Raw genomic sequence first — 21,914 nt, 5'->3', positions numbered from 1 at the left:
CTCAGTGCTCCCTGGCCGATTGCCGATGCTGACGCCACTGTCCCCATCCTTCCAGCAGGGCAATCACCGCGATATAAAGCACCGTCGCCACCCCGAACGCCTGAAAGGTACGTAGCGTTTCGGTTTCCACCTGCCGGGAAGCGTAAGACAGCTCCGCCACGCCGATGGCCATCGCCAGCGATGAGTTTTTTATTATGTTCATGTACTGACCCAGCAGCGGCGGCAATGCGATGCGCAGCGCCTGCGGCAACACCACATAACGCATCGACTGCCAGTGAGTCAGCCCCAACGCACAGGCGGCATACTGCTGACCACGCGCCACGCCGGCGATGCCGGCGCGGATCTCTTCTGCGATAAACGCCGCGGAATAGAGCGTCAGGCCAAATAATCCGGCCAGAAACTCAAACGACGGTATGTTCAGCCCAACCAGCGGGATGATATGCGGGCTGTTAAGCCACGGCATTAACCCGGCGGGCAGCAACTGCGCTGCGCCGAAGTACCAGAAGAACAGTTGCACCAGCAGCGGGGTATTACGAAACAAGGAGCAATAGGCGATCACCAGCCAGCGTAGCAATCGGGTACGGCTGTCGCGCCCGGCCGCCAGTATGAGCCCCAATAGCGTTGCCAGCACCACGGTAACGGCGGCAAGGCCCAGCGTGACCAGAAAGCCTTGCCACAGCCATTGCAGATACTGCGGCGCCAGCAGCCAATCGGTCAGCCAATATCGGATAGATTCATCAGTCATCATAAACAAGAAGGCCCCCGGAATCGGTCCGGGGGCAAATCACAACCATCAGGTAAGAGCCTACGGTAACCACTGTCGGATGGAGAATACTGTCGCAGCGCACTCAAGCCTTGGGTTGCTGGTCCAGCGGCGCGATGTTGAAGTCACCACGCGGCTGGGCAGACGGTGTTTGCGGCCCGAACCAACGGTTATAAATCTTCACGGCGTCGCCCTGTTTTTCCAGATTCAGCAGGATCTCGTTCACTTTCTGCGTCAGGCGATCTTCGCCCTTCGGAATACCCATGCCCTGATATTCTTTGGTGATGCTGAACGGAGAAATTTCAAAATCGGCTTTCTGCGCCGCCGGCAAGTTGCCCAGCAACCCGACCAGTTTGGCGTCATCCTGGGTGATGGCCTGCACATTGCCGTTACGCAGCGCCGCAAACGCCAGCGGGGTATCGTCGTAGGAAATCACTTTCGCGGTCGGGTAATGTTCACGCAGGGTAATCTCCTGCACGGTGCCCTTGTCGGCGCCAATGCGCAGGCTTTTGATATCGTCCGGCGTTTTTAGCACACCTTTGCGGGCGATAAATTTCTGGCCGGTAGCGAAGTAAGGCACACTGAAGTTGACCTGTTTGGCGCGCTCGTCGGTAATGGTGAAGTTGGCGGCAATCAGATCGACTTTTTTCGAGGTCAGCAACGGGATACGGTTAGCCGGGTTAGTCGCACGCAATTCGACGTTGACGCCCAGCGCCTTGCCGATAGCTTGCGCCACGTCGACATCGTAGCCCACCAGTTTTTTGCTTTGCGGATCGACATAACCAAACGGCGGATTGCTGTCGAACACCGCTACTTTCACCACACCGGCTTTTTGAATGTCATCCAGCTTGTCGGCCTGTGCATTACCAGCGAGGGAAACCAATCCTGCCAGAAGGGAAAATGCCAAAAGAGATTTTTTCATCTTATTATCCGCCTGTAAGCCGCTGTTCATAAAAAATTTTCATTTCACAAATGAGGATTAACTCAATAAATGCAGGCTAACAGCGGCTCCCACACGTCGGAAATAACATAAAACCCCATAATATAAACTTATGTTATATCCCATCAGTGGCAACAACGGGTGACGCAATGGTGGTGCGGCGTTATAAATGACAACGCCCCGAAAACGGGGCGTTGAGAACATCGTCGGCAAGCTGGTAATAAATAAGCCGGACTTATTCTTTAGGCGTATCTTTCTGCGCCAGCATTTTTTCCAGCGCGTCGCCGCCCAGATGACGGAAATCCTGGCCTTTGACGAAGTAGAAAATGAACTCGCAAATGTTCTGGCAACGGTCGCCAATACGCTCGATGGAACGGGCGCAGAACAACGCGGTCAGCACGCTGGGAATGGTGCGGGAGTCTTCCATCATGTGGGTCATTAACTGACGCACAATGCCTTCGTACTCCTTATCCACCTTCTTGTCTTCCATGTAGATGCGCTTGGCTTCATCCAGATCCATACGGGCGAACGCGTCCAGCACATCATGCAGCATCTGTACGGTGTGGTTGCCCAACGATTCCAGGCTCACCAACAGCGGCTGATGCTGATGGGAGAATTTCTCCAGCGCGGTGCGGCAGATTTTGTCCGCCACATCGCCGATACGCTCCAGCTCGGAAATGGTCTTGATGATCGCCATCACCAGACGCAAGTCACTGGCGGTAGGCTGGCGTTTGGCGATGATGCGCACGCACGCCTCGTCAATACTCACTTCCATCATGTTAACTTTGGCGTCGCCTTCGATCACGCGCTGCGCCAGTTCCGCATCCTGGTTATGCATGGCGGTGATGGCGTCGGTCAGTTGCTGTTCCACCAGCCCGCCCATGGTCAGCACCTGGGTGCGGATGCTTTCCAGCTCGGCATTAAACTGACCGGAAATATGTTTGTTTAGATTGAGATTTTCCATGATACTCCCGTAATCAACCGTAACGACCGGTGATGTAATCTTCGGTCTGTTTCTGCCGTGGCGCGGTAAACAGGGTATCGGTATCGCTGAACTCAATCAGCTCGCCCAGATACATAAACGCCGTATGGTCGGAACAACGTGCCGCCTGTTGCATGTTATGCGTCACGATCACCACGGTATAGTCTTTCTTTAGTTCAGAAATCAGCTCTTCAATGCGGCCGGTGGAAATCGGGTCCAGCGCCGAGCAGGGCTCATCCAGCAGCAGCACATCCGGACGAATGGCGATGCCGCGGGCAATACACAAACGTTGCTGTTGACCGCCGGACAAGCTGTAACCGCTCTGGTGCAACTTATCCTTGGTTTCCTGCCACAGCGCCGCCTTGGTCAGCGCCCACTGAACGCGCTCGTCCATCTCCGCACGCGATAGCTTCTCGAACAGCTTCACCCCAAAGGCGATATTGTCGTAGATCGACATCGGAAACGGCGTCGGCTTCTGGAACACCATGCCGACTTTGGCGCGCAGCAGCGCGATATCCTGGTTATCGGTCAGGATGTTGTTGCCATCCAGCAGGATATCGCCTTCGGCGCGCTGCTCCGGATAGAGCTGATACATTTTATTCAGGGTGCGCAACAAGGTGGATTTGCCACACCCCGACGGCCCGATAAACGCCGTCACCTGATTTTTAGCGATATCCAGCGTGATGTTTTTGAGCGCATGAAATTTTCCGTAATAGAAGTTCAGATTGCGCACCTGGATTTTGCTGGCGGATGTCTCTGTGACCATACTCATCAAGACTTCTCTCTTCTGGCGAACGCCGCCTGCGCGACGCCCGGATATTCATTTAATGTTGCGTTGTTAATCTGTCTTTTTGACAAGCTGTTAATGTGTTTTTTGGGCGAATAGTACGCGCGCCAGGATATTCAGCAGTAGCACGCACAGGGTGATCAGCAATACCCCGGCCCATGCCAGCTCCTGCCACTCCTTGAACGGACTCATGGCGAACTTGAAAATGGTGACCGGCAGGTTGGCGATCGGATGCATCAGATCCGTGCTCCAGAACTGGTTCGACAGCGAGGTAAACAGCAACGGCGCTGTTTCGCCGGCGATACGCGCCACCGCCAGCAACACCCCGGTGATGATGCCGGATATCGATGCCTTCAGGGTAATCGCCGAGATCATCTTCCATTTCGGCGTCCCCAGTGCGTAAGCCGCTTCACGCAGGCTATCCGGCACCAGTTTCAGCATGTTCTCGGTGGTACGAATCACGATGGGCACCTGCAACAACGCCAGCGCAATCACCCCCGCCCAGCCGGAGAAGTGCTCCATTTTGGCCACCACCAGCGTGTAGACGAACAGCCCGACGACAATCGACGGCGCCGACAACAGAATGTCGTTAATAAAACGGATCACTTCGGCAATCAGCGATTTACGGCCGTATTCCGCCAGATAGACGCCGGCCAGAATCCCCAGCGGCGTGCCGAACAGCGTCGCCCACAGAATCAGCAGGCCGCTGCCGACGATAGCATTCGCCAGACCGCCGCCCGCCGTATTGGGCGGCGGCGTCATTTCGGTAAACAGCGACAGCGACATCCCATCGATGCCCTTGGTCACGGTAGACATCAAAATCCACACCAGCCAGAACAGGCCAAATGCCATCGTCAGCATCGACAGAAACAGCGCGATGCGGTTTTTCTGACGGCGCCAGGCTTGCATCTTGCGACGGGTTTCCATCGAGTCAGAACGGTTTTCAATACCAATGCTTGCCATCAGCGCGCTCCTTCGTTTTTCGCCAGACGCATGATCATCAGCTTCGAACAGGCCAGCACGATAAAGGTAATCACAAACAGGATCAGGCCCAGTTCCATCAACGCGGCGGTATGTAGCCCGGTGTCTGCTTCGGCGAATTCGTTGGCCAACGCAGACGTAATACTGTTGCCCGGCATATAGAGCGAGACGCTGTCGAGCTGGTAGGTATTACCGATGATGAACGTCACCGCCATGGTTTCACCCAGCGCGCGGCCGAGCCCCAGCATAACGCCGCCAATCACGCCGTTTTTGGTGAACGGCAGCACGATGTGCCAGATAACTTCCCAGGTGGTGCAGCCGATGCCGTAAGCGGATTCTTTCATCATTACCGGCGTTTGTTCGAACACATCGCGCATCACTGCTGCAATGTAGGGGATTATCATGATAGCCAGAATCACCCCGGCGGCCAGAATGCCGATACCGAACGCCGGCCCGGAAAACAGGGTGCCGACCAGTGGAATGCTGGAAAGCACGTTGCCTACCGGCTGTTGGAAATATTTGGCGAACAGCGGGGCGAACACAAACAACCCCCACATGCCGTAAACGATACTTGGGATCGCGGCCAACAGTTCAATCGCCACCCCGAGCGGACGTTTCAGCCAGCCCGGCGCCAGTTCCGTCAGGAACAACGCGATACCGAAGCTGATGGGAATGGCGATGATCAGTGCGATCAACGAGGTCACGATAGTGCCGTAAATCGGTACCAGCGCGCCGAATTGCCCGGCGGGGGCATCCCACTCTTTGGTCCATAAAAAGGAAAAGCCGAATGTTTTGATGCTTGGCCAGGAGGCAAAAATCAGGGAAACGATAATTCCGCCCAGCAGCAGCAACGTTAACAGGGCCGCCAGCCTGACCAGCGCCCCGAAGAGAATGTCGCCCTGTTTTCCCGGGGGTGTAATAGTTTTTCCCGGAGGTGTAATAGTTGGCTTTTGCTCAGCCATACGTCTCTCTTCTTTCAGTAACTGCGTCTTTCAGATAATGGGGATGAACCCCATGAAGGTCAGAGGCGGATACCCCGTTTCCGGTTTATCCACCCCGCGTGACTCACCTAACTGATGTTGCTAACCGCAATCAATACAGCGCCTTACCACTGCTGTCTTTGATTTGGGTTTTCCATGCCGCACGTACCTGCGCAACCACGTCTTTCGGCAGGGTGGCGTAATCCAGCGCTTTCGCCTGATCGCCGCCTTTGTTGTACGCCCAGTCGAAGAACTTCAGCACTTCCGTACCCTGCTCAGGCTTGCTCTGCTCTTTGTGAATCAGGATGAAGGTCGTAGAGGTGATCGGCCATACATCCGCGCCTTTCTGGTTGGTCAGGTCCTGTGCGAAGGACTTGCTCCAGTCAACGCCTTTGGCTGCGTTGCTGAATGCGCCTTCCGTCGGGCTAACGGCTTTGCCGTCGGCAGAAATCAGTTTGGTGTACACCAGGTTATTCTGCTTGGCATACGCATACTCAACATAGCCGATAGACCCCGGCAGACGCTGAACAAATGCCGCGATACCGTCATTGCCTTTGCCACCCAGACCGGTCGGCCAGTTTACGGTGTTGCCGGCGCCAATCTTCTCTTTCCACTCGCTGTTCACTTTCGCCAGATAGCTGGTGAACACATAAGACGTACCGGAACCGTCGGCACGGCGCACCACGGCGATATCCTGATCCGGCAGTTTCACGCCAGGGTTCAGTTTGGCGATAGCGTCATCGTTCCATTTCTTAATCTTGCCCAGGTAGATGTCACCCAGCGTTTTGCCGTCCAGCGTCAGCTCACCGGCTTTCACGCCCGGCACATTAACCGCCAGCACGATACCGCCGATCACGGTCGGGAACTGGAACAGACCGTCCTGAGCCAGTTTGTCATCCGCCAGCGGTGCGTCAGAAGCACCGAAATCCACGGTTTTGGCGGTGATCTGTTTCACGCCGCCCGATGAACCAATGCCCTGATAGTTAACTTTGTTGCCGGTTTCTTTTTCGTAAGAATCAGCCCACTTTGCATAAACCGGAGCGGGGAACGTCGCACCTGCACCAGTGAGATTTGCCGCGGCAAAAGCAGAAACCGCCGTCAGAGAAAAACTTGCAGCAACGATACTGGCAACAGTGGTACGCATGAGTTTCATAATCCCTCCTGTGGGATCCGTAGACGTGTAAACCCGGAGCTATTGTTTAATCAGAGTGTAGTTTGCTGGTGGAGAAAATAGGTCAATTCAGTGACAGTAAAATGTACTTAATATGACAGTTATGTGACAGGTGAGTCAGGAATGGAGATATCCACCAGGAATAGGCAACCATTGATTTAGTCATCTATGTAATACTTTCAAAGAGATAATTCTATCAGCCTCTGGTTTCGGTAAAATCACTTGTCACAATGCTTATTTAGACCTTGAATAAATCGGTCTAAGGTTACAAGGAGCGAAATACCGTCATGGCAACCGACTTTGAAGACGCCTGTGAACGCCACTGGCAAGATGCAGAAATTCTGTTTACGCAGGAACGCTGGGCCAATGCCGATCATCTTTATGGCTTCTCGGCAGAGAGTGGATTAAAAAAGTTGATGCTGGCGTTTGGTATGCCCTTTGATACCAACAAAGACATGCCCAGTAACACCAACGACAAAAAGCATATTGATACTATTTGGCTACGATACGAAACTTATCGCAGCGGTCGATGTGTTACTGACTATCTCCTACCTTCCGACAATCCGTTCGATGACTGGCGGGCATCACAGCGCTACACCCATCAACAAAATTTCACTCAAATGACAGCGGAAAAACATCGCAACGGAGCCAAGCAGGTTCAAAATATACTCAAGCAAGCTAAAACGGATGGTGCGATATGATCACCTTTGACGAATTGCTACCTAAGATTAAAGATATTCTTAAACCTTACGCTGATCTTATCAGCCATATTCAACCGGTAGTGATCAACCGAGATCTGAATGGCAAAGTCAGGTTAATCGTTTCTGAATCCGTCCATAACAATCCTGAACAACAGGCTGCAGTTAGTGCGATTGCCGAGCAGTTTTCAGCCGAACTGGCACCCCACAGCTTTGCACCAGATGGCACCGTCTTATACGAATCCAATGTCGAGTCGGTTTATCAATGTACCGCCCATTTTGCACTGGCTGATGATATTCCCGGCGTCTATGTGGTTGACCGACTGGCGACAGAAAGCCGTTGGGATATGATCACGCCAGAATCTAACGGTGCCAGTCGCATCGTCTTTTTTTCTATCAAGGGCGGTGTTGGTCGTTCGACCGCGATGGCGGCTTGTGCATGGTCGCTGGCGCAAGCCGGTAAAAAAGTCATGGTTCTTGATCTGGATCTTGAGTCCCCAGGCTTATCTACCGCCTTGCTACCGGAAGACCGTCGCCCGACTTATGGTATTGCCGACTGGCTAGTGGAAGACCTCGTCGAGAATGGCAACAACCTGATTGCCGACATGGTGGCTACCAGCACGCTATCTCATGACGGCGACATTTACGTGATACCCGCGCATGGCAAAAATCCTGGCGAATATATCGCCAAGTTGGGTAGGGCCTGGATGCCCAAAATGGATCGCAACGGCACCCGGGAAAGCTGGTCCCACAGGCTCCACCGCCTGATTGATCAGTTGGAAGAAAGGATTAAGCCTGATGTCATTTTAATTGATTCACGCTCAGGAATTGATGAGGTCGCCTCCAGTTGTGTTACCGATATCGGTGCCAATACAGTGCTATTGTTTACACTGGACGGTGAGCAAACCTGGTCGGGGTATCGGGTGTTATTTGACCACTGGAACCGTTCGGGTAAGGCCGCTGACATTCGTGAACGTTTGCAGCTTATCGGTGCAATGATTCCTGATGACGAACGACGCGAGGGCTATTTTTCCGGCTTGTGTGAGAACGCCTATGAATTGTTTTCCTCAACACTTTATGACGAAGTACCACCGGGTGAAACAGTAGAAAATCTTTTCAGCTTTGAGATGAATGACGAATCGGCACCTCACTATCCATGGGCGATTCGCTGGAATAGAGGATTCTCCGCACTAACATCGCTACATTCCAGATTTGCGCAAAACACGATAGACTCCGCCGAAGTAAAATCAATTTTCGGCACGTTAATTGAAGGTATATACCCAAAATAATTCGAGTTGCAGGAAGACGGCAACCGAGTGAATCCCCAAGAACTTACTCAAGTAAGTGACTGGGGTGAGCGAGTGCAGCCAACGCACCTGCAACTTGAAGTATGACGGGTATACAGAGTCTAACCAGCTATCCCGGAGAGCATGATGAGTAGCGCAGCAGATATCCGTCGAGCCATTTATGAAACCTTACCTGCGGATACCTCATACAGCGGGTCTGCGCCGCCATTAAAACATCTCTATATTCCGCCCGCACATTTGAAAGCGCTAAGACCGGAAAGTTTACTGGTTGTGGGCACACGAGGAGTAGGGAAGTCCGTCTGGACGGCGGCACTTGGTGATCCTGCATTGCGTAAAGTGTTAGGTTCATCCATTCCGCAACTAGATAGCACTGATATTCATATCGGTTTTTCAGAACGTCCCAATAATAACGATTATCCAGACCCAGATACTTTTTCTCACTTGGTGAAGAGCTTTGATGCCTACGATATCTGGCGCACAATTGTCGTATCCGGTATCGACAAACTGGCACAACAGTCACTGTTAGCTCAACAGGCAACGTGGTCAGATAAAATATTCTGGGTACAGCAAAATCCAGAAAATATTGCAACAGCCATGTCTCAGGCCAACCAATCGTTTGAAGGGGGCGGTCGCTATGCTTTGATTTTATTTGACGCGCTAGACAGACTCAGTACCAATTGGTCAATCATGGATAATATTGTGCGTGGTCTGTTACGGGTTGTTTTGTGGTTAAAACCATATAGCCGTCTCACCGCTAAAGTCTTCTTACGCGAAGACCAACTGGAAAGAACCGTTACCGACTTTCCTGATGCTTCCAAGTTACTTGCCACCAAAGCAGAACTGTCCTGGGCCAGACATGACTTGCATGGCCTGCTATGGCAGTATCTGATTAATGGTGAAACATCACAGGGTGACGTACTGCGCAAGTGTTATACCCAAACCCTGAATAAACCGCCCGAGCATTCCGATTCCCGTTTTGTACCGCATGATGACGTAAAGCGTGAAACATCATCACAAAGAGAATTGTTTGAAACACTGGCCGGGCCGTGGATGGGTAAGGACCGCCGTCGTGGTGTTCCTTATGTCTGGGCTGTTAGCCATCTGGCCGATGGGAAAGGTCGAACCTCCCCCCGCTCGTTTTTAGCGGCAATACGACAGGCTGCCGAAGATTCGATGGATCGCTACCCCGACTATACCTACTCGTTGCACTATGAAAGTATTAAACGAGGCGTTCAAAAAGCATCCGAGATCAGAGTCAGTGAACTGACAGAAGATTATCCGTGGGTAAGCGAGTTCTTAACACCCTTGCATGGGCTTAACGTACCTATCGATTCCAGCGTAATACAACAGCGCTGGGATCACGCATTCCCACAAGGAATGCCAGAAAACCCAAACAAGTTACCCCCTCAACATGCCCAGAAAGGCTGGCCGGGCCTAAAACTGGACTTGTTAAGAATAGGCGTATTTGAAGAGCGTAACAGCGAGCGTATTGATATGCCCGATCTCTATCGGGTTGGCTTTGGTTTAGGCCGAAAAGGTGGCGTTAAACCCCAAAAATCCTGATCTAATAATAAAACACTTATAAAAAACCTCCCTACTCCTTAAAAATGGAGGTTTTTTTTATTTAATTCCTGGAAAAACCATCCAAGTAATAAAAAGCACTAAAAATCCTCTTGTAGTGCAGCAAGCCTGCATACCAGCAACGTAAAGTATGACAGGTATAGCGCAAGCAATAAAAAACCTGTTCTATACTCAAATATGTCGCTGAAAAAACAGCGTTCTCACGTCAGGACCCAACGCCCCTACAGGGTGTTTCCACTTTATTTATAACCGAATCTATAACCGAATTTATAACCGAGCCTAATAGTCGCGTTTTTCTGTTTTGCCACCAGGACATAAAGCACTGATTTTATTTATTTTTACAGGAACAGTGACAATGAAAAAATATAACGCCGACGAGCAGCGCGTCGCAAAGATTAATGAATATCATTTGCTCGACTTATACTTACAGCAATCCTTTCAAAACCAGGTCAGATTATTTGCACGGATACTGAATTTTCCCTCGTCATTTATCTCGATTATCGATCACGACAAGCAATGGCTGATTTTCAGCGAAGGCATCAATATCGAATGCACAGACCGGGAACTGGCGTTTTGCAACACAGTGATTACCACCGCCACCACCCTGTTTATTCCTGACACCCTGACGAATAGCCAGTTTTGCGAACACCCCCTGGTGACCGGCGCCCCGCATATCCGCAGCTACTTTGGCATTCCTCTGGTACTCGACAAGGTCGTGGTCGGCACGCTGGCGGCCATCGATTACCAGCCACGTACACTGGATGAGACGGTACGCGAAACCGCCGCGCTTATCGCCAGCACCACGGAGTCTCTGTTCCGATTGCACAACGACCGGCTGCACCGGGAGCAGGAAATCCGGCTGCTAAACAACTCTTCCGTGGTGCTTATCAACTGGCAGCAAGAAAATATGCTGCAGATTTCCTACATCTCCCCCAACGCGCAACATGTTCTGGGTATTAGCGAAGCAGAGATCAGGCATAGCAGCACGGTGATGGAAAGCTATGTCCACCCGGACGACTACGAAAATCTGTTATTTACGCTGGATAACCACAAAAAAGGCGTGGCGAATCTGGAGTGCGAATATCGCTTTCTGTCGCCCAAAGGAAAAACCCTGTGGATTCGCCAGCTTTCCATCGCCAATTATCATCACAGCGGCAAACTCAGCCACGTACAGGCGCTGCTAATTGATAACTCCCACCAGAAATACCTGCAAAAATTACTGGTGGATACCAATAATCAGATGCGGCTGGTGCTGGAATCCTCCAGCCTTGGCACCTGGGACTGGGATCTGGGGCGACACAACATTCGCGTGAATAAACAGTGGTGCGAAATGATGGGGCTCACGCAGGATCAGTTCGATTCCTCAATGGATCACTGGCAACAGATGATGCACCCGCTGGATCGGGAAAAAATGGTGCTGGCGGCGGAAGCCTGCATCACCGGCCAGGCTACGCTTATCAACGAGCAATACCGGATGCGCCACAATAAAGGCCATTGGGTATGGATTGAAACCTACGGCAAGGTGGTTGAATACAACGAAAAAGGTAAACCCATCCGGGTTGCCGGCACTCACCGCGATATCACGGAAAAGAAGCACAAGGAATTGCAGGAAGAGGCGGATAAACGCCTGCTGGAACTGATTAACCGGGCGCAAAAGATCTTTCTGGAAAAAACGGATATTCAGGAAGCCTGTATGTCCATCTTTAACGACCTGCTTTCCATCTCTGAGTCGGAGTTTGGTTTCATCGGCCAGGTCAGGGAACACGATGGTAAGAAAGTGCTGCATATCGTCGCCATTTCCAATGTCAGTTGGAACGGCGACAGTAAAAACTCTTACGATACCTTCCTGCAAAACAAACTGCAGTTCACCAGCCTGGATAACCTGTTCGGGCATGTGGTAACCACCGGCAAACCGGTGATCACCAATACACCGCGCGCGCACTCTGCCTCGCGCGGCGTGCCGCCGGGTCATCCAGTTCTGCGTCAGTTCATGGGGTTGCCCATCTATTTTCGTAACGAAGTGGTGGGAATGATCGGGTTAGGTAACCGCTTCGACGGTTACAATGAACAGCAATTGCGCTTTCTCAACCCGTTCGTCGACACGCTGGGTTCACTGTTCTACGCGCTGGAAACCCAACGCGCCAGAGAAGAACTGGAAGCCAAACTGCTGGAAATGGCCAATACAGATGTCCTGACCGGTATCCATAACCGGCGCGCCTACATTCTGGAAACGGAAAAATGCTACCGAAATCATGAGAAAAACACCGCGCTGGCGATTATCGATATCGACTTTTTCAAGAAGGTTAATGACCAGTACGGCCATCATGTCGGAGACGTGGCGATTTGCCGTCTGGCGGAGATCATTACCAGCAAATTACGCACCGATGACTTCGTTGCCAGGTTGGGTGGCGAAGAGTTCGGCCTGATTGTGCACAACGCCAATCTCGATAATGTGGACGCCATCATGAACGGTATCCGTACCGAGGTGGAAAATACCCTGTTCACCGTTGATGGCTATTCCTTCCATTTTACCGTCAGTATCGGCGCTACTTTTATCAAACACCGCAATGTTCAGAGTCTAAAGGACAACTTCGAAAGCGACATGAAGCGGGCCGACGACGCGCTGTACGAAGCGAAAAACGCCGGCCGCAATCGGGTGGTGTGGAAATGAAAGGTATTGATTGAGTCGTCGTCCTTTCATTCTAAATACAATGAAAAAAGCCCTGAGACAGAACCCCAAGGCTTTTGATATATGTTTTTTCGGGTCAAGATTAAATAATATCGACCCTTTTACTCCACCGTTACCGACTTCGCCAGGTTACGCGGCTGGTCTACATCGGTGCCTTTGATTAGAGCAACATGGTACGACAACAGTTGCAGCGGCACGGTGTAGAAGATCGGCGCAATCACCTCTTCCACGTGCGGCAACTGGATGATCTTCATCATGTCGCTGTCGGAAGTGAAACCGGCCTGTTCATCGGCAAATACGTAGAGTTCACCACCGCGGGCACGCACTTCTTCAATGTTGGATTTCAGTTTTTCCAGCAGGTCGTTGTTGGGCGCGACCACCACCACCGGCATATCGGCGTCGATCAGCGCCAGCGGCCCGTGTTTCAGTTCACCCGCCGCATAGGCTTCCGCGTGTATATAGGAGATCTCTTTGAGCTTGAGCGCCCCTTCCATTGCTATCGGATACTGGTCGCCACGGCCCAGGAACAACGCATGGTGCTTGTCGGAGAAGCCTTCCGCCAGCGATTCGATCAGTTTGTCTTGCGACAGCATCTGTTCGATACGCGCCGGCAATGCCTGCAAAGCATGTACGATATCGTGCTCGATACGAGCATCCATACCGCGCAGACGACCAATACGCGCCACCAGCATCAGCAATACCGTCAATTGTGTCGTGAATGCCTTGGTGGATGCCACGCCGATTTCGGTACCGGCGCGGGTCATCAGCGCCAGATTCGATTCACGCACCAGCGACGAACCCGCTACGTTACAAATCGCCAGCGACCCCAGATACCCCAGTTCTTTCGACAAACGCAATGCCGCTAGCGTATCGGCGGTTTCACCGGACTGAGACAGGGTAATCATCAGGCTGTTAGCGCGCACCGCCGGTTTGCGGTAACGGAATTCCGAGGCGATTTCCACGTCGCATGGAATCCCCGCCAGCGACTCAAACCAGTAACGCGATACCATGCCGGAGTTATAAGACGTACCGCAGGCGATAATCTGGATATGCTGCACCTGTGCCAGCAATGCATCAGCTTGCGGACCCAGTTCGGACAAGTTGATCTCGCCGTGACTAAAACGCCCTTCCAGGGTGTTTTTAATCGCCATCGGCTGCTCGTAGATCTCTTTTTGCATGTAGTGACGGTACGCGCCTTTATCGCCGGCATCGTACTGTACCTTTGATTCAATTTCTTCGCGCTGAACGTCCTGCCCCTGGCGGTTGACGATGCGCACGGTACGACGCGTGATTTCGGCGATGTCACCTTCTTCCAGGAAGATGAAGCGACGAGTTACCGGCAGCAATGCCAGCTGATCGGAAGCAATAAAGTTTTCACCGACACCACGGCCAATCACCAGCGGGCTACCGGAACGTGCGGCAACCAGTACGCTGGGGTCGCGGCTATCCAGCAGCACCATGCCGTACGCACCACGCAACTGCGGGATAACGCGCTGTACGATATCCAGCAACGAACCGCCGTTCTGCTGCTGTTCCCAATGCACCAGATGCGCCACCACTTCGGTATCGGTTTCGGAAACAAAATGATAGCCACGGGATACCAGTAACTCGCGCAGCGGCTCATGGTTTTCAATGATACCGTTGTGCACCACAATAATGTCGCCAGACACATGCGGGTGAGCATTCTGCTCAGACGGTTCACCGTGGGTCGCCCAACGGGTGTGGGCAATGCCGGTTCCGCCCAACAGCGGATGCTCTTCCGCCGCCTGAGCCAACACCTGCACTTTACCCAGACGGCGCAGGCGGGACACCGTTCCTTCACTATTCACCACCGCCAGACCGGCAGAGTCATAACCACGGTACTCGAGGCGGCGTAGCCCCTCCAGCAGGATCTCAGCAATATCTCGTTGCGCAACAGCGCCTACAATTCCACACATCGGTTGTATTCCTGTAAACGTGACATATTGTGTCACCACGATGTCTTTAGACCTGATTGTTCCGGTTTTTTCCGGGTTCCCCGAGCCTTGTAGAGAATGGGGATTATTATGTTTTGGCCTGTATTCACCATGAGAACACAGGCCGAAACCGTCTTAAATCAAGACGCATTCCCCCTAAGGTTCAGCGGCGTTCCACGCGCTAAAGCTAAACACGCAATAAAGATAAAGTAGAACGCCGCATCCGGGGGATAAAACTATTTTTTCTTCACCGGGCGTTTCCAGCCGGTGATATGGGTTTGTTTTACGCGGCTGATAACCAGTTCGTTTTCACCCACATCACGGGTGACCGTGGTGCCTGCCCCAATGGTGGCGCCGTTGGCCACCTTAACCGGTGCAATCAACTGGCTATCCGAACCGACAAACACATCGTTGCCAATTATCGTCTGGTGTTTATTGGCGCCATCGTAGTTACAGGTAATCACACCTGCGCCGATATTCACATCAGAGCCGATTTCCGTATCACCGAGGTAAGTCAGATGACCGGCTTTCGATCCTTTGCCGAGACGCGCTTTTTTCAATTCAACAAAATTGCCGACATGCGCCTCTTCTTCCAGCACCGCGCCAGGGCGCAGGCGAGCAAACGGGCCAACGGTACAACGCGCTTCCAGTACTGCGTTTTCCACCACGGTGTAGGGGCTAAGCTCGCAATCGTCGCCGATCTCACTGTTTTTGATCACGCAGCCCGCGCCGATTTTCACCCGATTACCCAGCGTCACCCGGCCTTCCAGAATGACGTTGGCATCGATCGTCACATCACGGCCATGCACCAGTTCGCCACGCAGGTCAAAACGCGCCGGGTCCAGCAGCATGACACCCGCCAGCAATAACTGTTCCGCCTGCTCGCGCTGGTAAGTACGCTCCAGCGTCGCCAGTTGCAGACGGTTATTGATGCCTTCCACCTCACTCAGACGCGACGGCTGCACCGCCACCACGCGTTGGCCTTCCTGCGAGGCCATGGCGATGATATCGGTAAGATAATATTCGCCTTGCACATTGTGATTATTGAGCTGGCTTAACCAACGCTTCAAATCGCGACCGCCCGCCACCAGAATGCCGGTGTTGATTTCGGTGATCGCACGCTGCTGTTCGGTGGCGTCTTTATGCTCCACAATCCCCACCACTTCGCCGTTGTCCCGCACAATACGGCCGTAACCGGTAGGGTCAGCCAGATTGACGGTCAGCAGGCCAATCCCGCCTTGCGGTTTGGCTGCCACCAAACGCTGCAACGTTGCAGGGGAAATCAGCGGCACGTCGCCGTACAAAATCAGGATGTCTTCGTTATCGTCAAAACCATCGGCCGCTTGCTGCACCGCATGGCCGGTTCCCAACTGCTCGGCCTGCAATACCCAATTCAACGACGTTTCCGTCAGCGTTTCCCGAATCAGGTTTGCACCGTGTCCGTAAACCAGATGAATACGACGTGCGCCAACCGCCATCGCCGCATCGATCACATGCTGAACTATCGGTTTACCCGCCAGAGGGTGAAGAACTTTGGGAAGATCGGAATACATGCGGGTTCCCTTACCGGCGGCAAGGATAACCACACTCATTGCACTGTTTGACATAGGCATCCTGACTAAAAACTGAATGGTGTCCCACTGAAGATGGACGAACGAAAGTAAACCCGTTATCGCACCGGATTACTACATATTTTTCAGCGAAAAATACGTCTCAGAATCTATTCCTGTCTGAAAAAAGCATTAATCAAAGTCTACCTAACCCGGAAGGATATCGGTGCCAACACCAACACCCGCCGGAGCAAACCAAGGCACCCTATCCGTTCACATCAAGACGGCATAACAAAATGAAACTAATTGTTTCATTAGATGAATTTCACCGCTCAGATTGTGAAGCGAACAAAAGAAACAGTGTTTCATTTTTTGACATAATACGCCGTTCAAAAACAAATAATGATGGGGAAAACATGAAATACGCTGCTTCGGGGCTGCTCTCTGTCGCCCTTAATTCGCTTTTGCTTCTGGGCTCCAACACCGCTTTCGCTACTCAGGATGTGGCGCCAGTCTGGCGTGGCATCGCGTTCGGCCAGTCTACGGATGTGAATTTCGCCACCAACGTATTACCGGAAAAGGTGGGCGTCAACGACGTGACCATCAACGGCAAGAAACTGACGGTCAACGATAAAGCCGATCTGTCCGCACCGATTACCATCGAAAGCCGGGGCGGGAAAATCGCCAACACTCATGACGGATTGACCTTCTTCTACACTCAATTGCCTGCCAATGTAAATTTCACGCTGCAATCTGATGTGACGGTCGAGCAGTTCGGCCCGGAAAGCGATGCCAAACCCAACGCTCAGGAAGGTGCTGGCCTGCTGGTACGCGATATTCTCGGTGTCCCCCGTCAGGAACCGTTGAAAGAAGGATACGAAGAGTTTCCGGCGGCGTCGAATATGGTGATGAACGCCATCATGACGCAGGATAAAAAATCGAAAACCGAAGTGAAAATGCAGCTCATCAGCCGCAATGGCGTGACGCAGCCCTGGGGCAATACCAACGCAGAAATTACCCGCACCAGCTACCAGGAAAAAATTAATCTGGAACAGACGCCAACGTTCCGCCTGAAACTGGAGCGTACCAATGACGGTTTCATCACCGCTTACGCCCCTAAGGGCAGTGACCAATGGGTCAGCAAAACCGTCAAAGGGGCGGATTTAGTGACCCATCAGGACAAGGATCACTACTATGTGGGGTTCTTCGCGTCACGTAATGCGAAAATAACCATCAGTAACGCCAGTCTGACCACCAGCCCGGCGAATACCAAACCTTCCGCGCCGTTCAAAGCAGAAACCACTGCGCCACTGCTGCAAGTCGCATCGTCTTCGCTTTCCACCAGCGACACCTATCCGGTACAGGCGCGAGTGAATTACAACGGCACAGTCGAAGTGTTCCAAAACGGTAAATCGCTGGGTAAACCGCAACGTGTTCGCGCCGGCGATGATTTCTCTCTGACCACCAGGCTGACGCAACAAAAATCAGATTTCAAACTGGTCTATATCCCAAGCGAGGGTGAAGATAAAACGGCAAAAGAAACCTCTTTCAGCGTAGAAAAAATTACGCTGGCCGACGCCAGAAATCTGTATGTCTCCCCGGAAGGCAAAGCGGGTAACGATGGTAGTAAAAATGCACCGCTGGATATTAAAACCGCCATCAATGCGTTGCCGGGTGGCGGCACATTGTGGCTGATGGATGGCGACTACAGCGCCACCGTTATTCCTGTCAGCGCCAGCGGCAACGCCAAAGGCATGAAAACGTTGATGCCTGTCGGCAAAAAAGCGGTATTCCACGGCCTCCAGCTCAACGCCAGCTATTGGAAAGTCAAAGGGATTGAAATCACGGAAAAAAGCTTCCGTATTGAAGGTAGCCACAACCAGATTGAACGCGTCCTGGCGCACCACTGCGACAATACCGGTATTCAGGTGTCGTCCAGCGATAACGTAGGTCGCCCGTTGTGGGCCAGCCATAACCTGATTCTCAATTCAGAATCACACAGCAATCAGGACCCAAGCAAAAAAGATGCCGATGGTTTTGCAGTAAAAATGCGTGTTGGCGAGGGTAACGTCATTCGCGGCGCATTCTCCCATGACAACGTTGACGACGGCTTCGACCTGTTCAACAAAATTGAGGATGGCCCGAATGGGGCTGTGATGATCGAGAATTCCATTTCACTCAACAACACCAGCAACGGCTTTAAACTGGGCGGAGAAGGCCAACCCGTAGCGCATCAGGTGAAAAATAGCATTGCTATCGGTAACCACATGGACGGGTTCAGCGACAACTTCAACCCCGGCGCGCTGCAAGTCTCCAATAACATCGCGCTGGATAACGTTCGCTTCAACTTTATCTTCCGCCCAAGCCCTTACTATGGCTATGAAAAACAAGGGATTTTCAAAAACAACGTTTCACTGCGTACCCAACCCGGCAAGTATGACGATGCCGTGGTAGGCCGGCTGGACGCCAGCAACTACTTCATCAGGAATAATCGAGCGGTCAACAGTCAGGGTAAGGAAATCACGACGGCGAATTACAAATCCGTCGCGGTGCCAGCGGTCTTCAGCCGGGATGAAAAAGGCAGCCTGCAACTGGGTGATTTTCTGCAGAAGAAGTAACCGACATAAAACCCAAAGGCACCGAAACCGGTACCCATCAACACCAGCCTGACGCTCTGTCAGGCATAAAAAAAGCCAGCTTGAATCAGCTGGCTTTTTTACATCTGCATGATGGTTACATCTGCATCTGTTACATCGCTTTTTTGGTCAGCTCGATGACACGCAGTTTAGCGATGGCTTTCGCCAAATCGGCAGAGGCTTGAGCATAATCCACATCACCGTGTGAATTACGAATATGCTCTTCGGCTCTGCGCTTCGCTTCCATCGCACGCGCTTCATCAAGGTCCTGCCCACGAATGGCGGTATCGGACAGCACGGTCACCATGTTCGGTTGTACCTCAAGGATACCGCCGGACAGGTAGATATACTCTTCTTCGCCGTGCTGTTTAACAATGCGCACCATACCAGGCTTAATGGCCGTGAGCAGGGGGGCGTGGCCAGGATAAATTCCCAGTTCGCCGTCGCTACCGGTCACCTGGATTTTCTGCACCAGACCGGAAAACATTGCCTGTTCCGCACTAACGACATCCAGATGGTAAGTCATAGCAGCCATATCACCCTCCTATCAAGGCGTTACAGTTTCTTGGCTTTTTCCACTACTTCATCAATGGAACCAACCATGTAGAACGCCTGTTCCGGTAGGTGGTCGTATTCGCCGTCCATAATGCCTTTGAAGCCACGGATGGTGTCTTTCAACGACACATATTTACCCGGAGAACCGGTAAATACTTCAGCTACGAAGAACGGCTGAGACAGGAAGCGTTGGATCTTACGCGCACGGGATACCACCAGCTTGTCTTCTTCAGACAGCTCGTCCATACCCAGAATCGCGATGATATCCTTCAGTTCCTGATAGCGCTGCAGAATAGACTGCACACCACGCGCGACATCGTAGTGCTCCTGACCCACGATCAGCGGATCCAACTGACGGCTGGTGGAATCCAGCGGGTCTACAGCCGGGTAGATACCCAGAGACGCGATCTGACGGCTCAGTGTTACGGTAGAGTCCAGGTGCGCAAAGGTGGTTGCCGGTGACGGGTCAGTCAAGTCATCCGCTGGCACGTAAACGGCCTGGATAGAAGTGATTGAACCTGTCTTGGTGGAGGTAATACGCTCCTGCAACACACCCATTTCTTCTGCCAGCGTCGGCTGGTAGCCTACTGCGGACGGCATACGACCCAGCAGTGCGGATACTTCAGTCCCCGCCAGGGTGTAACGGTAAATGTTATCCACGAACAGCAGAACGTCACGGCCTTCATCACGGAATTTTTCCGCCATGGTCAGACCGGTCAGCGCCACGCGCAGGCGACTGCCCGGCGGCTCGTTCATCTGGCCATACACCAGTGAAACTTTGTCGATAACGTTGGAGTCGGTCATTTCGTGGTAGAAGTCGTTACCTTCACGGGTACGTTCACCCACGCCCGCAAACACAGAGTAACCGGAATGCTCGATCGCGATGTTACGGATCAGTTCCATCATGTTTACGGTTTTACCTACACCCGCACCACCGAACAGACCGACTTTACCGCCTTTAGCGAACGGACAAATCAGGTCGATAACCTTGATGCCGGTTTCCAGCAGTTCCTGGGAGTTGGACAGTTCTTCATACGTCGGGGCCGCACGGTGAATCGCCCAGCGTTCTTCTTCGCCAATCGGCCCTTTCATGTCGACCGGCTCACCCAGTACGTTCATGATACGCCCCAGCGTCGCTTTACCAACCGGGACTTCGATCGGGTGCGCCAGGCTGGTGACTTTCAAACCACGGCGCAGGCCGTCAGAAGAACCCATTGCAATACAACGAACCAGGCCGCCACCTAACTGCTGCTGCACTTCCAGCACCAATTTCTCAGCCCCGTTCTCTACCTCAAGCGCTTCGTACACATTCGGTACGGCATCCTGAGGGAACTCGACGTCCACCACGGCGCCGATTACCTGGATAATCTTTCCAGTAGCCATCTTGAATCCTCTACGTAATTCGACAATACGTAATTCGTAAAACCTGATTTAAACCGCGGAGGCTCCCGATACGATTTCGGTGAGTTCCTGAGTGATGCTTGCCTGACGAGCCTTGTTGTAAACCAACTGCAGCTCTTTGATCAGGTTGCCGCCGTTATCTGTTGCGGCCTTCATCGCTACCATTCGCGCGGCCTGCTCACTGGCCAGGTTTTCTACGACGCCCTGATAAACCTGAGACTCCACATAGCGGCGCAACAGGGTATCCAGTAGCGGCTTAGGATCGGGTTCATACAGGTAATCCCAGGATTTCTTCGTCAGCCCGCCTTCTTCTGCCGGAGGCAATGGCAGCAGCTGAACAACTTGTGGAACCTGAGACATGGTATTGATGAACTTGTTGCTCACCACGTACAGTTTGTCCAGACGACCTTCGTCGTAGGCCTGCAGCATGACTTTCACCGGCCCGATAAGTTCGGACAGCGAAGGGTTGTCCCCCATGCCGGTAACCTGAGCAACAATGTTTGCGCCTACTGAGCCGAAGAAAGAAACGCCTTTGGAACCAATCATCGCCAGATCAACCTCGGCGCCTTTTTCATTCCAGGCTTTCATATCACCCAGCAGCTTCTTGAACAGGTTAATGTTCAGGCCGCCACACAGGCCACGATCGGTAGACACCACCAGATACCCGACGCGTTTGACTTCACGCTCTTCCAGGTACGGGTGTTTATATTCCAGATTCCCTAACGCAAGGTGACCAATCACTTTGCGTATGGTTTCCGCATAAGGACGGCTGGCCGCCATACGATCCTGCGATTTACGCATTTTGGAAGCGGCGACCATTTCCATCGCTTTGGTGATCTTCTGCGTGTTCTGGACGCTTCCGATCTTACTACGTATCTCTTTTGCGCCGGCCATCTTAGCTTCTCCTCAATGCCTAGCGGCCTGCCGTTAAGGCAGGC

The 21,914-nt window shown here is 52.4% G+C and carries 17 protein-coding genes; 5 read left to right on the top strand and 12 right to left on the bottom strand.

All coding sequences use genetic code 11. From position 1 onward, the window contains the following. Window position 1: 1 nt before the first annotated feature. The 7 genes from DCH402_RS20570 to pstS form a co-directional block, all read right to left on the bottom strand. Window positions 2-745: an amino acid ABC transporter permease gene (locus DCH402_RS20570; protein WP_411431462.1), complete on the bottom strand. Its 744-nt coding sequence runs from the start codon at window positions 743-745 to the stop codon at window positions 2-4. Between the two features lie 103 nt (window positions 746-848). After that, on the bottom strand, window positions 849-1,685 hold the full coding sequence (locus DCH402_RS20565) for an ABC transporter substrate-binding protein (RefSeq protein ID WP_040003786.1): 837 nt from the start codon (window positions 1,683-1,685) through the stop codon (window positions 849-851). 253 nt (window positions 1,686-1,938) lie between these two features. Then, a complete protein-coding gene (phoU, locus tag DCH402_RS20560; protein WP_040003213.1) occupies window positions 1,939-2,667 on the bottom strand; it encodes a phosphate signaling complex protein PhoU in 729 nt (242 codons plus the stop codon). 13 nt (window positions 2,668-2,680) lie between these two features. Next, window positions 2,681-3,457 carry a phosphate ABC transporter ATP-binding protein PstB gene (gene pstB, locus DCH402_RS20555; protein WP_013320134.1) on the bottom strand — a complete coding sequence of 259 codons (777 nt, stop codon included), beginning with the start codon at window positions 3,455-3,457 and terminating at the stop codon, window positions 2,681-2,683. 90 nt (window positions 3,458-3,547) lie between these two features. After that, on the bottom strand, window positions 3,548-4,435 hold the full coding sequence (gene pstA, locus DCH402_RS20550; RefSeq protein WP_040003210.1) for a phosphate ABC transporter permease PstA: 888 nt from the start codon (window positions 4,433-4,435) through the stop codon (window positions 3,548-3,550). After that, entirely contained in the window at window positions 4,435-5,415 is a 981-nt protein-coding gene (gene pstC, locus DCH402_RS20545; protein WP_015848493.1) for a phosphate ABC transporter permease PstC, read from the bottom strand. Before pstC ends, pstA begins: the two co-directional genes overlap by 1 nt. 130 nt (window positions 5,416-5,545) lie before the next feature. Continuing rightward, the gene (pstS, locus tag DCH402_RS20540; RefSeq protein ID WP_040003209.1) at window positions 5,546-6,586 is read right to left on the bottom strand and encodes a phosphate ABC transporter substrate-binding protein PstS; all 1,041 of its coding nucleotides are present in this window, start codon (window positions 6,584-6,586) and stop codon (window positions 5,546-5,548) included. Window positions 6,587-6,891: 305 nt separating this feature from the next. Here pstS and DCH402_RS20535 point away from each other — a divergent pair, with 305 nt between their 5' ends. The 4 genes from DCH402_RS20535 to DCH402_RS20520 all read left to right on the top strand — a co-directional run bounded on the left by DCH402_RS20535 (window position 6,892) and on the right by DCH402_RS20520 (window position 12,861). Continuing rightward, entirely contained in the window at window positions 6,892-7,305 is a 414-nt protein-coding gene (locus DCH402_RS20535; protein ID WP_081642203.1) for an SAM-dependent methyltransferase, read from the top strand. After that, a complete protein-coding gene (locus DCH402_RS20530; RefSeq protein ID WP_040003207.1) occupies window positions 7,302-8,591 on the top strand; it encodes a KGGVGR-motif variant AAA ATPase in 1,290 nt (429 codons plus the stop codon). The genes DCH402_RS20535 and DCH402_RS20530 overlap by 4 nt, the downstream gene beginning before the upstream one ends. A 141-nt stretch (window positions 8,592-8,732) precedes the next feature. Continuing rightward, window positions 8,733-10,172, top strand: coding sequence for a hypothetical protein (locus tag DCH402_RS20525; protein ID WP_038927129.1), 1,440 nt, complete (start codon window positions 8,733-8,735; stop codon window positions 10,170-10,172). Between the two features lie 373 nt (window positions 10,173-10,545). After that, window positions 10,546-12,861: a sensor domain-containing diguanylate cyclase gene (locus tag DCH402_RS20520; protein WP_040003206.1), complete on the top strand. Its 2,316-nt coding sequence runs from the start codon at window positions 10,546-10,548 to the stop codon at window positions 12,859-12,861. Between the two features lie 119 nt (window positions 12,862-12,980). Here DCH402_RS20520 and glmS read toward each other — a convergent pair whose 3' ends face one another. Together glmS and glmU are read right to left on the bottom strand one after the other, a co-directional pair. Continuing rightward, the gene (gene glmS / locus DCH402_RS20515) at window positions 12,981-14,816 is read right to left on the bottom strand and encodes a glutamine--fructose-6-phosphate transaminase (isomerizing) (protein WP_040003204.1); all 1,836 of its coding nucleotides are present in this window, start codon (window positions 14,814-14,816) and stop codon (window positions 12,981-12,983) included. Window positions 14,817-15,070: 254 nt separating this feature from the next. Next, window positions 15,071-16,441, bottom strand: a complete 1,371-nt coding sequence (glmU, locus tag DCH402_RS20510) for a bifunctional UDP-N-acetylglucosamine diphosphorylase/glucosamine-1-phosphate N-acetyltransferase GlmU (RefSeq protein ID WP_040003203.1) — start codon at window positions 16,439-16,441, stop codon at window positions 15,071-15,073. A 359-nt stretch (window positions 16,442-16,800) separates the two neighbouring features. On the opposite strand from glmU, the gene pelX reads away from it, so the two are divergent. Further along, on the top strand, window positions 16,801-19,002 hold the full coding sequence (pelX, locus tag DCH402_RS20505; protein WP_040003202.1) for a pectate disaccharide-lyase PelX: 2,202 nt from the start codon (window positions 16,801-16,803) through the stop codon (window positions 19,000-19,002). Window positions 19,003-19,132: 130 nt separating this feature from the next. Here pelX and DCH402_RS20500 read toward each other — a convergent pair whose 3' ends face one another. Genes DCH402_RS20500 through atpG form a run of 3 tightly spaced genes read right to left on the bottom strand, consistent with a single transcriptional unit; the run spans window position 19,133 to window position 21,870 of the window. Beyond that, window positions 19,133-19,546 carry a F0F1 ATP synthase subunit epsilon gene (locus DCH402_RS20500; protein WP_161624095.1) on the bottom strand — a complete coding sequence of 138 codons (414 nt, stop codon included), beginning with the start codon at window positions 19,544-19,546 and terminating at the stop codon, window positions 19,133-19,135. A 29-nt stretch (window positions 19,547-19,575) separates the two neighbouring features. Further along, window positions 19,576-20,958: a F0F1 ATP synthase subunit beta gene (atpD, locus tag DCH402_RS20495; RefSeq protein WP_040003199.1), complete on the bottom strand. Its 1,383-nt coding sequence runs from the start codon at window positions 20,956-20,958 to the stop codon at window positions 19,576-19,578. A gap of 48 nt (window positions 20,959-21,006) precedes the next feature. Next, entirely contained in the window at window positions 21,007-21,870 is an 864-nt protein-coding gene (gene atpG, locus DCH402_RS20490) for a F0F1 ATP synthase subunit gamma (RefSeq protein WP_040003198.1), read from the bottom strand. Window positions 21,871-21,914: the final 44 nt, after the last annotated feature.

Origin of the sequence: Dickeya chrysanthemi NCPPB 402 (genome assembly GCF_000406105.1) — a bacterium.
Lineage (GTDB): Bacteria > Pseudomonadota > Gammaproteobacteria > Enterobacterales > Enterobacteriaceae > Dickeya > Dickeya chrysanthemi.
Note: the sequence above shows the minus strand (reverse complement) of the source record. Positions and strands in the feature narration are given on the sequence as shown.

Coding starts and splice junctions, on each gene's coding strand:
- DCH402_RS20570 (WP_411431462.1), bottom strand. CDS start 745: ATGACTGATGAATCTATCCGATATTGGCTGACCGATTGGCTGCTGGCG.
- pstA (WP_040003210.1), bottom strand. CDS start 4,435: ATGGCAAGCATTGGTATTGAAAACCGTTCTGACTCGATGGAAACCCGT.
- atpG (WP_040003198.1), bottom strand. CDS start 21,870: ATGGCCGGCGCAAAAGAGATACGTAGTAAGATCGGAAGCGTCCAGAAC.
- pstS (WP_040003209.1), bottom strand. CDS start 6,586: ATGAAACTCATGCGTACCACTGTTGCCAGTATCGTTGCTGCAAGTTTT.
- pelX (WP_040003202.1), top strand. CDS start 16,801: ATGAAATACGCTGCTTCGGGGCTGCTCTCTGTCGCCCTTAATTCGCTT.
- DCH402_RS20530 (WP_040003207.1), top strand. CDS start 7,302: ATGATCACCTTTGACGAATTGCTACCTAAGATTAAAGATATTCTTAAA.
- phoU (WP_040003213.1), bottom strand. CDS start 2,667: ATGGAAAATCTCAATCTAAACAAACATATTTCCGGTCAGTTTAATGCC.
- DCH402_RS20535 (WP_081642203.1), top strand. CDS start 6,892: ATGGCAACCGACTTTGAAGACGCCTGTGAACGCCACTGGCAAGATGCA.
- atpD (WP_040003199.1), bottom strand. CDS start 20,958: ATGGCTACTGGAAAGATTATCCAGGTAATCGGCGCCGTGGTGGACGTC.
- glmS (WP_040003204.1), bottom strand. CDS start 14,816: ATGTGTGGAATTGTAGGCGCTGTTGCGCAACGAGATATTGCTGAGATC.
- DCH402_RS20500 (WP_161624095.1), bottom strand. CDS start 19,546: ATGACTTACCATCTGGATGTCGTTAGTGCGGAACAGGCAATGTTTTCC.
- DCH402_RS20565 (WP_040003786.1), bottom strand. CDS start 1,685: ATGAAAAAATCTCTTTTGGCATTTTCCCTTCTGGCAGGATTGGTTTCC.
- pstB (WP_013320134.1), bottom strand. CDS start 3,457: ATGAGTATGGTCACAGAGACATCCGCCAGCAAAATCCAGGTGCGCAAT.
- DCH402_RS20520 (WP_040003206.1), top strand. CDS start 10,546: ATGAAAAAATATAACGCCGACGAGCAGCGCGTCGCAAAGATTAATGAA.
- DCH402_RS20525 (WP_038927129.1), top strand. CDS start 8,733: ATGATGAGTAGCGCAGCAGATATCCGTCGAGCCATTTATGAAACCTTA.
- glmU (WP_040003203.1), bottom strand. CDS start 16,441: ATGTCAAACAGTGCAATGAGTGTGGTTATCCTTGCCGCCGGTAAGGGA.
- pstC (WP_015848493.1), bottom strand. CDS start 5,415: ATGGCTGAGCAAAAGCCAACTATTACACCTCCGGGAAAAACTATTACA.